Here is a 13,787-nt window from a genome sequence, read left to right as displayed (position 1 = left end):
ACATGCGTGCCCTGAAAATCGCCGCCACCGGCATGAGCGCCCAGCAGATGCGGGTCGAAGTGATCTCGAACAACCTCTCGAACATGAGCACCACCGGCTACAACGCCCGGCGGGCCGAGTTCGCCGATCTGCACTACCAGCAGGTGGCCCGCGCCGGCACCGTCAACGCGGCCGACGGCACCATGTTGCCCACCGGCGTGCAGCTCGGGCTCGGGGCGCGCCCTGCGGCGGTAACGATGAAACTCGCGCAAGGGGCGCTGTCGCAAACCGGCGGCGATCTCGACCTCGCCATCGAGGGGCGCGGCTATCTCGAGGTGACCCTGCCCTCGGGCATCGCCGGATATACCCGGGACGGCGCGCTGAAGCGCGATGGCGACGGGCTTGTCGTCACCTCCGACGGGCTGCCGGTCGCCCCCGAGATCGTCATCCCCGACGACGCGGCCAGCCTCTCGATCAACGCCGAGGGCGAGGTCTACGCCTATTTCAACGACGCGGTCGAGGCGCAGCTTCTCGGCCAGTTCACCCTGGTGGGATTCACCAACCCCAAGGGCCTCGAGGCGATCGGCGGCAATCTCTTCACCGAGACCGAGGCCTCCGGCCCGCCGATCCAGACCACCGCCGGGCAGGAAGGGCTTGGCACCTTCCGGCACGGATACCTCGAGGACAGCTCGGTCGATCCGGTCTACGAGATCACCGAGCTGATCGAAGCCCAGCGCGGCTACGAGCTCAATTCCAAGGTCATCTCCGCCGCCGACCAGATGCTTGGGGCGACGGTGCAGGTGCGGTGATGAGGCTTGTGATGATCCTGTGCGCCTTGGCGGCGGTGGCGGATGCCGAAACCGTCGTCGCAACCCGAACCGTCCGTGCCCAGGATATCGTGTCGGCGGATGCGGTGCGGCTCGACCCGGCAGAGATCCCCGGCGCGCATGTCTCGCTTGCGGAGGTGATCGGACAGGAAGCCCGCGTCGCGCTCTATCCTGGACGACCGGTGATGCGCGGCGCTGTCGGGACCCCGGCCCTGGTGGAGCGCAACCAGATCGTCGAGCTGAGTTTCGCCCGCAACGGGCTCCATATCGTGACCGAAGGCCGCGCACTCGACCGCGCCGGAGAGGGCGAGCGGGTTCGGGTGATGAACCTTTCGTCCCGCAGCACCCTCTTCGGGACCGTAACCGGCGCGGGAACCGTGCGCGTTTCAGGAGACTGATGCATGGTGCTCCGTCTTCTTTGCCTGATTTGCCTCCTGTCCCTGCCGGCTTGCAGCCGTCTCGATCACCTGGGCCAGGCGCCGAGTTTCACACCGCAGGACCAAAGCCCCGAACGGGTCGCCATGGCCTATTCCGGGGTCCCGACCGTGGCGCTGCCCAAACGCGCCACCGATCAGGCCTCGCTCTGGAGCCGGGAGAAGAGCTCACTGCTGGGCGATCGCCGGGCGATCAAGCGCGGCGATATCCTGACGGTGGTGATCGAGATCGACGATCAGGCCAGCATCTCGAACAGCACATCGCGCTCGCGTTCCGGTTCGGAAAGCCTCTCGGCGCCACAGCTGCTGGGACTGCCACAGCGCATCGACGAAGACCTGCCACTTGGCGCGACCATGGCGGATGCGGTGGATCTGGGCAGCCAGGCCTCGTCGAGCGGCGACGGCCAGGTGCGGCGTAGCGAGGAACTCACGCTGCGGGTCGCGGCCACGATCACCGATGTGATGCCCAACGGCGTGCTGGCGATCGAGGGCGCACAGGAGGTGCGGGTGAATTTCGAGCTCCGCGAATTGCTGGTCTCGGGGTTCGTGCGCCCGGAAGACATCACCCGGCAGAACGAGATCACCTATGACAAGATCGCCTCGGCAAAGATCTCTTATGGCGGCCGCGGCCAGATCAGCGACATGCAGCAACCGCGCTACGGCCAGCAGGTGCTCGACATGATCCTGCCGTTCTGACGAGGCCGCGATGAAGAAACTTCTTCCCATCCTGCTGGCGCTGATCGGCACCGCCGCCGGGGTCGCGGCCGGTCTCTTCCTGGCCCCGGCGCCACCGATGGAGGATGCGGCACACGGGGCCGAGGCCGCCGCGGATGGTGCCGCGCACGCCGCGCCCGAAGATCCCCACGCTGCGGCGGAGCCGGGCGAGACCGGCGGCGATCACGGTGAGGGCGCGAATGAATATGTGCGGCTCAACAACCAGTTCGTGGTGCCGGTGGTCGGCAGTGGACGGATTGAATCGCTGGTGGTGCTGTCGCTCAGCCTGGAAGTCGGCCCCGGCAACAACGAGGCGGTCTTTGCCCAGGAACCGAAGCTGCGCGATGTCTTCCTGCGGGTGCTCTTCGACCACGCCAATATCGGCGGGTTCGAGGGCAATTTCACCGAGCAGCACCGCTTGGACCGTCTGCGCCGGGCGCTGTGGGAAGCGGCCCGCAACGTGATGGGCGGCGTGGTCATCGACGTGCTGATCACCGAGATCGCCCGGCAGGATTCCTGACCCGCGATCACGGCGCCCTGCGCGCCAGCGCCAGTCTCCAGACCGCATCCAGCCGAAGGTCTTCCTCGCGCAGCCGCTTTTTGCGCCGCAGGGCGGATTCCCTCATGAGCAGTCGCTCGGTGGCATCGTCCCGCGCGAAGGCGAGACGCGCCTGAGAAAGGCTGTGGGCCTGGCGCGCGCGACACCGCCAATTCGCGGTTCAATTCGCCGCGCCGCCGCGCCAGCCAGCCTTGCCAGAGGGTATCTGCGCCAATCAGACGCCGCGCTTCGAGCGTGTCGCGCTGCGCATTGGCGGCCTCGCGCAGCGCGTCGATCCGCGCGAGTTCGGCCAGCAAACGGGTCTCTTCGTCCCGCTCCCTCCGGTGCCGCTCGAGCGCCCGGTCACGCAACAGACGCGTGACCTGCCGGAGGTCAGAAAGCCCGCCGGTCATGTCCCGCCCCGCCGACGCCGCATCGTCGCGCGCATGTCCTCGGCAAACCGGATCGCCGCCGCCACCGGCCGGTAATGTTCCGGAGCGATCTGCTCGCCGATCCTGGTCGTGGCATAAAGAGCGCGTGCGGTGGAGGGATCGGACTGCACCGGCACCCCGGCCTCTTCCGCGACCTCGCGGATGCGGCGGGCGATTTCATCGACCCCCTTGGCCACGCAGACCGGCGCGTCTCCGGGCTTGCGGCTCCAGCGCAGCGCGACCGCGTAATGGGTCGGGTTCACGATCACCACATCGGCGCGCGGCACATCGGCCATCATCTGCGTCAGCGCGATTTCCTGTGCCCGGGCGCGGCGATGCTGCTTGAACATCGGATCGCCCTCGGCCTCCTTGTACTCGTCGCGCAGCTCTTTCTGCGACATCCGGTTGCGCCGCATGTGCTCGGCCCGCTGCCAGAGGTAATCGACCGCGCCGAGGCACAATGCCACCGCCGACGCGATCCCCAGAAGCTGCAGCATGAGGTTCGCCATCAGCCCCGCCGCTTCCGCCGGCGCGCCCCGCAACACCCCCACAATGAGATCGAACCGCGACGACAGGAACAGACCCAGCACCACCGAATAGAGCAGCAGCTTGGCGAAGCTCTTGGCGAATTCGAAAAGCCCCCGCCGACCGTATTTGTTGCGCGCGTTCTCGACCGGAGAAAGACGGCTCGATTTCGGTGCCAGTTTCGAGGGCGCAAAGACCAGCCCGCGAATGGCAAAGAGGGTGCAAAGGACCGCGGCGCCGGGCACCGCGAGCCATGGCAGCACCGGTTTCAGAACCGCTGCAAGGATCGCGGCGGAGGGCGCCGTGGTCATGCCGCCAAAGAACAGCGGACCGAGCCTGTCGGGATGCTCGATGAACGGCAGCATCGCGTCGCCGAGACTCAGGACCGACCCGGCCCCAAGCCCCACCGCGGTGGCCAGAGCCCCGAGATAGGCCGCCGCTGTCAGGAGATCCGGAGAGCGCGGAAGCTCCCCCTTGCGGCGCGCCTCTTCCAGCTTGCGCGGCGACGGTTCGTGGGATTTCTCGGCGGACGGGTCTTCTGCCATGGGGACCTACGGGATCTGACCGGAGAGGAAGCGATCGACCGCACCGAGCCAGAGCGAGAGCATAAGGGGCGCCGTTACCAGAAGCATCGCGATGGAGCCGAAGGTGATCACCGGCGCCCCGACGAAGGCCACCATGAGCTGCGGCATCGCCTTGTTGATGAAACCGAGCGTCAGATTGTAGAGCGCCGAGAGGATCACGAAGGGGGCCGCGAGCGTAAAGGCGAGGGCAAACGCTCTTGCGACCTGCCCCCAACCGGCCTGCGCGATGAGCGCCGGATCGGGCAGGATCAGAGCCGGGAAAAGATCGTAGGACAGGATCACGAACCCGGCCACCCTGACGTGAAACCCGGTCGCCATCAGCAGCGCCAGCGCCGCGACCGTGAGCACATGGCCGATGGCCGGCATAGGGTCTGCCGCGCTGTTGCCAAGCAGCTGCGCGAGCGAGGTGGATTGCGCCGCGATGCTGCCAGCGGTCTGCAGCGCGTGGATGAAGAGCCGCAGCCAGAGCCCGAGGATCAGCCCGGTCACGCTTTCGGTCAGCAGCGCCCATGCGACGGTCGGGAGCCCGGGCGGCGGCAGCGCGACACCGCTCGCCGGCAGCACGGTGACGGTGAGCCCAAGTCCGAGCGCCAGCCGCACCCGCATCGGCACCGTCTGCTCGCCCAGCCCGGGAAGCACCGCCATCATCGCGCCGATGCGCAAAAACACGACCAGCGCCGCCCACCACCAGCCGGTGAGCAGCGGCATCAGCGTCCCGGCCGCGCTCATGCCGCGACCACCCCGACAAGCGACGGCCGCGCCTCGATGCCGATTTCCTCAAAGGAGAGCACAGGGTTGACGATGCCCTTGGCCGACAGGATCGTGCGCAGGAAGCGGCGGCGCCGGGCGCTGGTCACCAGCGCCGGGAAGATCCCGCGATTTCCGGCCTCGGTGATTTCCTCGGCGACACCGCTGGTCAGGCTTTCGAACAGCTCGGGCGGCAACGCGACGTCGAGCCCGCCGCCGGCGCCTTCGATCTGGTAGGTCGAGAAGGCGTCTTCCCATTCCGGGGCAAGCTGGATCAGCGGGATCGTGCCGTCTTTCCGGCGCATGCCGGCCACCAGCTGGAAGCCGAGGCGCTGGCGCACATGTTCGCAGATCACGTCCGGCCGGAGCTGCTGGCCGCGCATTTCGGAAATCGCTTCGAGGATCAGGGGCAGGTTGCGGATGCTGACCTGCTCTTCGAGCAGCAGCCGCAGGACCTGATGAAGGGTATCGATCTGGACCTTGTCGGGGATCAGCTCATCGAGCAGGTGACGGTTCGCCTCGGCCCGCGCCGGATTGCTGAGGGTGACCATCTCGTCGAGCAGGCGCCGGAGCGCTTTCAAGGTCAGAAGCCGCCCGAAATTGCGCTTGATGACCTCGAGCAGGTGGGTCGCGAGAACCTCGGTCGGAGTCACGATGGTGGCCCCTGTCAGCGCGGCACGGTCGCGATGCTCGGGCTTGATCCAGCGCGCCGGGGCGCCATAGACCGGCTCGGTGACATCGCGTCCGCCGGGAAGGCTGGCGTGGTCGTCGGGCATCAGGGCGAGCACGAGATCGGGATTGAGCTCGCCGCGCGCGACCTCGACGCCATGGATCCGGATCACGTAGATGCCGGTCTCGAGCGCGGGCGCGTCGGTCAGCCGGATCTCGGGCAGGATGATGCCGAAGCCCGAGGCGATATGGCGGCGCATGTTGTCGATCCGGACATCGAGCCCGGTGCCGGGATCGAGCACCATGTTCACTAGGTCAGGCGCGAACTCCACGTGGATTTCGTCGACATCGAGAATGTCACCGATGGGACGGTCGCGGGGCGGCTCCGGCGCATCGCCCTCGGGAGAGGGCGGCGGTTCGGACTGTCGCCGCGCCATGTAGACCGCAAGCCCTCCCAGAACGCCGGAGCCGAGGATGAAGGGCAGGAAGGGCAGGCCGGGCACCAGCGCGAAGAGCGCCATCAGAACCGCCACCGTGCCCAGCGCCGCCGGATGCCGCGCCAGTTGCGCCGCGACCGCCACATCGGTGGCGCCGACCGCGCCACCGCGGGCCAGTAGCAGCCCCGACGCGATCGAGATGATCACCGCCGGGATCTGCGACACCAGCCCGTCACCAACCGTCAGGATGGCATAGGTCTCGAACGCGCGGGAGAGCGGCATGCCCTGGCCAAAGATCCCCATCACCATGCCCATCAGGAGGTTCAGAAGCGTGATCAGCAGGCCCGCCACCGCGTCGCCCTTGACGAATTTGGAAGCCCCGTCGAGCGAGCCGAAGAAGGTCGTCTTCTGCTGTTCCCGCTCGCGCCGCGCCTTGGCTTCGGCATGATCGATGGCCCCGGCGGACATGTCGCTGCCGATCGCAAGCTGTTTGCCAGGCATACCGTCGAGCGCAAAGCGTGCACCCACCTCGGCCATGCGCGCGGCCCCCTTTGTGATCACCGCGAAGTTCACGATCATCAGCACGCCGAAAACGACGAGGCCAAGAAAGACGCTGCCACCCATGACAAAATTGGCGAAGCCCTCGATCACATCGCCGGCGGCGGAGGTGCCGGTATGACCCTGACCGATGATCAGCTTGGTCGAGCTCACGTTGAGCGAAAGCCGCAGCATGAGCGAGGCGAGCAGGATGGTCGGGAACGCCGAGAAATCGAGCGGGCGCTCGATGAACAGGGTGACCGTGAAGATCAGGATCGCGAGGCCGAACGACGCCGCGAGACCGACATCGAGCACCCAGGCAGGCACCGGCAGGATCATCATCACGATGACCGCCATCAGCGCGACCGCGAGCAGAACGGTTGGTTTGAAGAACATGCCCGGCGCCATCAGCCTGGGCCCGGTTCCGCGCGGCTTGCGGCCGCGGGCCGGGCCACCCGTGGACCCGCTCGGACCGCTGAACGGAAACAGCGCTGAGACACGAACGGCCAAGGCGAGGCGGTTCCCGGACGGTCGGCTCTCATGGTCAATCCTCCGCCAGCCGGGTCTGGTCGAGCAGGGCGCGGAGCGTGTCGCGGGTCTCGGCCCCGGAGGTCGCGAGCGCCTCGGCAAGCTCGAGACTCGGAATTGCGCCAGTGCTGGCGGGAAGCTCGGACTCGACCAGGTCCGCCGTCGCCGAGATCGCATCCTCCTCGCCGGCAAGCGCCCCCCAGTCCCCGGCCAGCCAGGCTGCCGTTCGGGCCTCTCCGGTTTCGCCCAGCGCGCCGAACGCGGTCTGCGCGTAATCGTAATCGCCCATCATGGCGCGCGCCCGGGCCCGCAGCGCAAGCGCATCCTCCCCCTGCAGGCCGATGAGGGCGATCTCGGCCTGTTGCGGATCGGATCGCGCGAGATGAACCTTCGACAGCAGAAGCCGCCTGTCACGATTGTCCCGCTCGATCGTCGGGAGCGTCGCCCAGACCAACGCCTCGTCAAGAAGACCAAGGGTGAGCAACCGGCCCGCAACCGCAAGCGCGACCGCCCCGGAGACAAGCGTCTCGAACGTGGCCCGTCGCGCAACAGCCTCTTGCAGAAAAGCGGTGTCCGAGCCGCGCTCTGCAAGAGAGAGGAGCAGTTCCGATGCCCCCGTCTTTCGGGTCTCCTCGGGCATATCCGTGCCTTGGCGGAAGGTGGCGAACCCCTCCTGAAACAGGTCATTCGCGGACAGCGCCCGCAGATGGGCAAGCCACAAATCCGGTCCCTTCTCGGTGGCGCGCAATTCGGTCGAATAGGCGGCGGAGAGATCGGTCATCCTGGTCGTCACCGGCGCTCCCTGCGACGAGGCCAGTTCGATGGTCGCGGCGACCGCATCGGGCGCATGCGCGCCAGCGCTGTGTGACAGATCTGCGAGGGCCGATGTCGCCTCGTCCACCGCGCCTTCCAAGCGGTCGATCTGAGCCTGACTGAAGCGCATGTCCTCCTCCGGGGCGCCGCCCGAACGCTGCAGACGTGCGAGCAGATTGCGCCCGGCTTCGGGATGGCCAGCCTCGGCAAGACGGGTTGCCAGCGTGGGGCCGAGCACCTTGCGCAGCGTGTCGGGCAAAGCCTCGAATCCACGCCGGATCGCCCTGTGGTCGACCTGGGCGTCGCGCGGCAGCACGGGCGCCCCGGCCAAGGCCCAAAGCGATGCCGGCCCAGCACAATCGGTCTGGCCCGCAAACACACCGGCGCGATCGGCTTCGCCATCGACGATCCCCGCGAGCGCGTAGAGCACGGGATCGCGGTGTTCGGGCGCCATTTCCAGCAGCGCGCGCGCCTCGGCCCCGAACCCGATATAGATATTGGCGCGAACCAGCTCGGCGAGGACCTCCGGATCGAGGGCGTCGAACTCACCGTAGAGCCGCTTGCGCAGGTCCGGAAGGGCCGTCGCGAAGGTTTGCTCGTCTCCCCAGGGCGAGACCTCGAGCGCCGCGTCCGCAACGCAGCCGGTACCCCCGATCCGAACACGCGCCCGCATGTCGGAGGGGTCTCGATCGAGGATAGAGGCCTCGATCGCAGCGCCGTGGCCCGCGAGATCCGGCGGCGATGCCGCGGCAGCGCGGTTTTCTGATGGTGACTGCGACTGCTCATCTGACGGAGTCGCCTGAAACGGGCGCAAACCGGGCGAAAGCAGACCGTCTGTGGCGGCAACAGCCAGCTGCTCGGCCAAGCGTCGTTCGAGCGCCGCCGGATCCAGCTCTCCTGCCGGGGCGACGGTTTCGGCTGCCGACCGCTCCGCTTCGGAAGCTGCCGGCTGAGGCGCGAATCCGGGAAGCAGCGGGTCGCGCGCAGGCGCCGGGCCGATCCCTGGCAGCGCACCGACCCGGATCTCGGACAGGGGCATTTGCTGCGCGCCCCCCGGCGTTTCTGGCGTGGCCGTCTCCGCCGCCTCGCCCGGGCGGATGTCGATCACCAGCATGTCCGGCGCCGCAAGGAAGGCCTCTGCAACGCAGGCGCACCCGAGTCCGAGGTCAAGACCGGCGCCCCCGGGCGTCTGTTCGAGACTGGCAAGGCGCGCGGTATCGATCCGGTCGAAGACGCCGCTGCTGTCGAACGTAAAGCTCCTGCCGGCAAAGCGCAGTTCGATCTCGCGCGGCGCAACCTGATCCAGCTGCCATTCGGTTCCGACCGGGATATCGAAGGCCAACCGGGTGAACGCGCCATGCTCCCCGGACCGGACGCGGATCTCCTGTGCCAGCGCGCCGCCCGCGTGCAGCGAAAACAACAGAGCAAGCAGCGCCGCCCGGATCATGCCGCCGCCTGCTTGACGTTTTTCAGGGCTTCCTCGAGATCGGTGAAGCTTGGTCGGAAATGCGCCGGAGTGTTCTGGCGGCCGACCTCGATGCAGATATTGGTGGCGTGATTGTGCAGGTTGGCGACCAGAACCTCGCGGATCAGCTGATAGAAATGCAGATCCTCCTCGACCACCGCCTTGACCTTCACCGCGAACGGGCCCGCGAAGCCATAGGCGAGGAACACGCCGAGGAAGGTGCCCACCAGGGCGCCACCGATCAGCTTGCCCAGAACCTCGGGAGGCTGGTCGATCGACCCCATCGTCTTGATCACTCCGAGCACCGCAGCCACGATGCCAAGCGCCGGCAAACCATCCGCCATCGCCTGCAGCGCGTGGCTGGAGTGCATGCGATGATGTTCAAGCGCCTCGATCCGCTTGTCGAGCACCTCTTCGACCTGATGAGGATCGTCGTAGTTCATCGACATCGAGCGCATGGTGTCGCAAATCAATTCGATCGCGATCTTGTCGCCCTGGATCTTGGGGTAGCGCGAGAAGATGGCAGACTCGTCCGGCGATTCGACATGCTCTTCGATGGCCACCGGGCTTTGCCGCGCCAGGCGGATCAGCTCGAACAGAAGGCAGAGAAGATCCTTGTAGTCGCCAGGCTTCCATTTCACGCCCTTGAACACCTTGCCCACGTCTTTGAGCGTGTGTTTGACGACGCTGCCATCGTTTCCGATCAGAAAGGTGCCGAGCGCGGCACCGCCGATCATCATCATCTCGAACGGGAGCGATTTCAGGATGATCGACATCTTGCCCCCGGCAAGCAGATAACCACCGAACACCATGCCGAAGATCACGACGATCCCGATGATTCCCATCATTACGGCGACTCCTTCACCATTTCCGCAAGGCTGCCTTCGTCTGCCCTAAGTGCTAGCGCAGCGGCGGTTAACAAACCCTCAGCGCCAGCGCCTCGAGCAGCTACATCACGAGGAAATCCGCATGCAGCGCGCCGGCGGCCTTGATGCTCTTGAGGATGTCGATCATGTCGCGCGGCGAAACGCCGAGTGCGTTCAACCCCGCGATCACCTCGGAAAGCGAGGTGCCGCCCGGAACCTCGGCCAGCCCGATCCCGGGCTCTTCGACGATGTCGGCGCCGGTGCGGGGGACCACCACCGTCTCGCCCTCGGCGAAGGGGTTCGGCTGGACGGCAATCGGGGTTTCCTCGATCCGCAGGGTCAGGTTGCCCTGAGACACAGCCACACGCGAGATCCGCACATCCTCGCCCATCACGATGGTGCCCGAACGCTGATCGACCACGACGCGGGCGCGCCGTTCCGGCTCCACCGGCAGATTTTCAATCGCGACCACCGCCTGCGCCGGAGATCCGATCCCGGTCTGACCGAGGGTCACCGAGACGGTGCCCGCGTCGAGCATCTCTGCCGCGCGGCGCCCGACCCGCCGATTGATCGCCGCTTCGATCCGCGCCGCAGTGGTGAAGTCGGGCTCTCGCAGGGCCAATCTTAGGGTCGACAGGTCGGAGACGGCGAATTCGACCTCGCGCTCGATCCGAGCGCCCGCCGGGATCATGCCCGAGGTCGGCACCCCCTGAACCACCCGCGCGGCATCGCCCTCGGCATTGACCCCACCCGCGATCACAGTGCCCTGCGCAACGGCATAGATCTGGCCATCGGCGGCGTTGAGCGGGGTCATGATCAGGGTTCCGCCCAGCAGGCTGCTGGCATCCCCGATGGCCGAAACCGTCACGTCGATCTGGCTGCCGGCACGCCCGAAGGGCGGCAGGCGACCGGTCACGAAGACCGCCGCCACGTTGCGGGGCCGAAACTGCTCGCCGGTCACGTTGACGCCAAGGCGTTCGAGAATGTTCTGCATGATCTCTTCGGTGAAGGGCGCATTGCGCAACCCGTCGCCCGTGCCGTTGAGCCCGACCACCAGCCCATAGCCGACGAGATCGTTGGAGCGCACGCCATCGAATTCGACCAGATCCTTGATCCGCACCGCCTGCGCCGCCGCGATCTGGGCCGTGAAGACCAACGTCACCGCAATGGCGCAACCGACGAGGGACCGGATCATCTCAGGAACTCCACCAGCGACATGCGCGAGGACCGCACGGTGATGGCATAGAGACTCTCGAGCTGGGCGCGGGTGTTCTCGTAGCGTGTGGCGGTCTCGAACTGGTCGGTGCCGACCAGGTCGAGCCGCGCGATGCTGGTGGCGGTCCGCTCCGCCGCGTTGCGCGCGGTGGTTTCCTCGATCCGCTGTTCCAGCGTCCCGAGACCGGCGCGCAGTTCGACCATGCTCGCCATCGCGGTCTGCAGATCGAGCGCGGCGGTCGAGATAAGCTCAACCTTGACGGCGCCGCTCAGGGTCAGCGAGCCGTCGCTTGCCAGCGCGGCCTTGGCCATCGCCTTCATCACGTCGCGAAACACCGGATCGTCGCCACGGATATCGACGCTGGCGCTTTCGGTCGCGCTCAGTTGCAGCGGTGCGAGCGAGGTGGTCGCGCCGAGATAGGCGTCAGTCTCGAAGCCGCCGCCAGCGGCGTCGAACCATGTGTCGAGTGCGGTTTCAACATCGGCGGCGGCGGTGACACCGGCCAGCGCGGCTTGAAGCTCGGCGATCATTGCCTCTCTGTCGATCACCGAAGGGGTATCGGTGGCAGTGCCCGAGAACAGGAAACGGCCGGCGACCGAACGGTTGAGACCGTTGAGCAAATGGCCAAGCGCATTGCCAGCCTCGGTCGAGAGGGTGCGGAACATCTCGTCGTTCGGGGTGAGCTCGACCGCGAGCAGCACCTGCGAAAGCAGCTCGGAGCGGGTTTGAATCTCTTCCAGCGTGGTCTGCATCGTGCCGGTGAGGAAGGCGGCTTCGGTGGTATTGACCCGGTAGGTTTCGAGCTGCGTCAGGCGCCGGTCGATGGAGAGCAGGGTCGAGACGTCGCCGCCGAGATGTGCAACCGGATCACTGACGAAGCCGGTGGCAATCTCGGTGCCGAGCCGGTCGAGATCGCGGTTGAGACGGGTCTGATGCGTGCGCAGCACCAGCGTTCTGGCAAGATCTCCGACAGTGTCCATTCGCGCCTCCTCGGGTGTTCAGCCTCAGATGTTCAGCAGGGTCTGCATCAGCTCGTCCACCGCGGTGATGACCCGCGCATTCGCCGCGTAGTGCTGCTCGATGCGCAGCAGATCCTGCAGCTCAGCATCGGTATCGACCCCTTTCGACAGTTCCAGCTCCTTCAACGCGGTGTTCTGGGCGCTGCTGAAGCTCTGCTCGCCATCGGCCCGAAGCCGGGCGGCGGCGATGGCGGCGTGGAAATCGGCGACGTGTTGGGCGAAACTCTGCGCCCCGGTGCCCAGCGCGGTCGAGCCCGGGCTGACCAGATCCTTGAGCGCGTCGGAGTAGCCCTGCAGCAGGCGCGCCTCGCCCACCGGGCCCTGGGTTGCCGCGCCGAGGCCATCGCGCAAACGCCAGACCTCGCTGCCCGCCGGATCGACGAGCGCGTTGAGTGCAATGCGCCCGGCGAGGCCGGTCTCATCGATCGGATCAAGGGCAGAGCCGGCATCGGTGAAAAGTCCGGGATCGGTGGCGGCGAGCGTGGTATCGGGCCCACCCGGAGCGAAGCGGTCGATCAGGTCGCGGGCGATGCCGTCAAGCACCGCCTGCATCTCGGGTCCGGCCAGATCGCGGATCTGGAACTGGGCGCCGAGGCTCCCGCCGCCGAGCGGGCCGTCATTGCTGCTGTTGATCGGCTGGCCATTGATCTCGAGCCCGGACAGTCCGCCGCCGCCGATGCTCAGATCGGCCGTGACCGGGTCTTGCGGGGCGAAGCTGATCTCGACCGGATCACTGTGGAAGTCCGGATCGAGCAGAACGGTGCCCGACGCCGCATAGAGCGCAAGCGCTCCGTTGTCGCGCGCGACACTGCGCAGCGGCACGATGTCCGAGATGTCGTCGATCACGCGCTGACGCTGATCCATCAGCGACGCCGGATCGCCATCGCGCAGCAGGCTGTCGCCGATCGCGATGTTGAGCTCCGACACCCGGCCCAGCGCGCTGTTGAGGCGATCCACCTGGACGGCGATCATACAATCCGCATCGGTGCGCGCATCCTGGATCTCTTCGCTGACCTCGTTGAGCATGGTGGTGAAATCCTCGGCGCGCTGGGCGACAAGTGTGAGGCGCTGGTCCGAGGACGGGTCGGAGGCCGCCGAGAGCAGCGCGGTCTCGAAGGCGGCATAGCGCCCCACCAGCGAGCCGGCGCTGTCGGAGGCGCCGAGCAGCGTCTCGATACGGCTGGAAAAGCTCTGCATCCCGTCGGCAAAGCCGGATTGCGCATCCGACAGACGCCGGTCCGCCAGCACCGCGAGATCGACATGGCGGGTGACGCCGTCTATCAGCACTCCGCCGGAGCTTCCCAGGGCGCGCGAGGTGAGATCGAGCGTACGCCGCGCGTAGCTCTCCGTCGTCGCGTTGGCGATGTTCGAGGCCACCAGACCGGCGGCGCGGCTGTTGGCCGTGAGCCCGCTTAGGGCGTTGGACAGTGCTCCGCTCAATGACATTTTCCGCCCTCC

General features: G+C 67.0%; 12 protein-coding genes. 4 read left to right on the top strand and 8 right to left on the bottom strand.

Annotation, left to right across the window (positions count from 1 at the left end; all coding sequences use genetic code 11):
• Nucleotides 1-2 precede the first annotated feature (2 nt).
• Genes flgG through AC6RA4_RS00230 form a run of 4 tightly spaced genes read left to right on the top strand, consistent with a single transcriptional unit; the run spans nt 3 to nt 2,474 of the window.
• Nucleotides 3-788, top strand: a complete 786-nt coding sequence (flgG, locus tag AC6RA4_RS00245) for a flagellar basal-body rod protein FlgG (RefSeq protein ID WP_500156235.1) — start codon at nt 3-5, stop codon at nt 786-788.
• Complete coding sequence (gene flgA, locus AC6RA4_RS00240) at nt 788-1,204, top strand: flagellar basal body P-ring formation chaperone FlgA (protein ID WP_500156233.1); 417 nt, start codon at nt 788-790, stop codon at nt 1,202-1,204. Before flgG ends, flgA begins: the two co-directional genes overlap by 1 nt.
• A gap of 3 nt (nt 1,205-1,207) precedes the next feature.
• Entirely contained in the window at nt 1,208-1,936 is a 729-nt protein-coding gene (gene flgH / locus AC6RA4_RS00235) for a flagellar basal body L-ring protein FlgH (protein WP_500156232.1), read from the top strand.
• Nucleotides 1,937-1,946: 10 nt separating this feature from the next.
• Complete coding sequence (locus AC6RA4_RS00230; protein ID WP_500156231.1) at nt 1,947-2,474, top strand: flagellar basal body-associated FliL family protein; 528 nt, start codon at nt 1,947-1,949, stop codon at nt 2,472-2,474.
• A 427-nt stretch (nt 2,475-2,901) separates the two neighbouring features.
• Here the strand turns inward: AC6RA4_RS00230 and AC6RA4_RS00225 are convergent, their stop codons facing one another.
• From AC6RA4_RS00225 to flgK, 8 genes are all read right to left on the bottom strand, one after another.
• Nucleotides 2,902-3,993 (bottom strand): EscU/YscU/HrcU family type III secretion system export apparatus switch protein, encoded by a 1,092-nt coding sequence (locus tag AC6RA4_RS00225; protein ID WP_500156229.1) that lies wholly within the window; start codon nt 3,991-3,993, stop codon nt 2,902-2,904.
• A 6-nt stretch (nt 3,994-3,999) separates the two neighbouring features.
• Nucleotides 4,000-4,761: a flagellar biosynthetic protein FliR gene (locus AC6RA4_RS00220; protein ID WP_500156227.1), complete on the bottom strand. Its 762-nt coding sequence runs from the start codon at nt 4,759-4,761 to the stop codon at nt 4,000-4,002.
• Nucleotides 4,758-6,818 (bottom strand): flagellar biosynthesis protein FlhA, encoded by a 2,061-nt coding sequence (gene flhA / locus AC6RA4_RS00215; protein ID WP_500156225.1) that lies wholly within the window; start codon nt 6,816-6,818, stop codon nt 4,758-4,760. Before flhA ends, AC6RA4_RS00220 begins: the two co-directional genes overlap by 4 nt.
• A gap of 148 nt (nt 6,819-6,966) precedes the next feature.
• Complete coding sequence (locus AC6RA4_RS00210) at nt 6,967-9,210, bottom strand: hypothetical protein (RefSeq protein ID WP_500156223.1); 2,244 nt, start codon at nt 9,208-9,210, stop codon at nt 6,967-6,969.
• Nucleotides 9,207-10,076, bottom strand: coding sequence for a flagellar motor stator protein MotA (motA, locus tag AC6RA4_RS00205; protein ID WP_500156221.1), 870 nt, complete (start codon nt 10,074-10,076; stop codon nt 9,207-9,209). The genes AC6RA4_RS00210 and motA overlap by 4 nt, the downstream gene beginning before the upstream one ends.
• A gap of 100 nt (nt 10,077-10,176) precedes the next feature.
• Nucleotides 10,177-11,289 carry a flagellar basal body P-ring protein FlgI gene (locus tag AC6RA4_RS00200; protein ID WP_500156220.1) on the bottom strand — a complete coding sequence of 371 codons (1,113 nt, stop codon included), beginning with the start codon at nt 11,287-11,289 and terminating at the stop codon, nt 10,177-10,179.
• A complete protein-coding gene (locus tag AC6RA4_RS00195; protein ID WP_500156218.1) occupies nt 11,286-12,290 on the bottom strand; it encodes a flagellin in 1,005 nt (334 codons plus the stop codon). The genes AC6RA4_RS00200 and AC6RA4_RS00195 overlap by 4 nt, the downstream gene beginning before the upstream one ends.
• A gap of 24 nt (nt 12,291-12,314) precedes the next feature.
• Entirely contained in the window at nt 12,315-13,775 is a 1,461-nt protein-coding gene (flgK, locus tag AC6RA4_RS00190) for a flagellar hook-associated protein FlgK (protein WP_500156216.1), read from the bottom strand.
• Nucleotides 13,776-13,787 lie beyond the last annotated feature (12 nt).

Source organism: Salipiger sp. (assembly GCF_059781815.1).
This window is presented reverse-complemented; position numbering and strand designations above follow the sequence as displayed.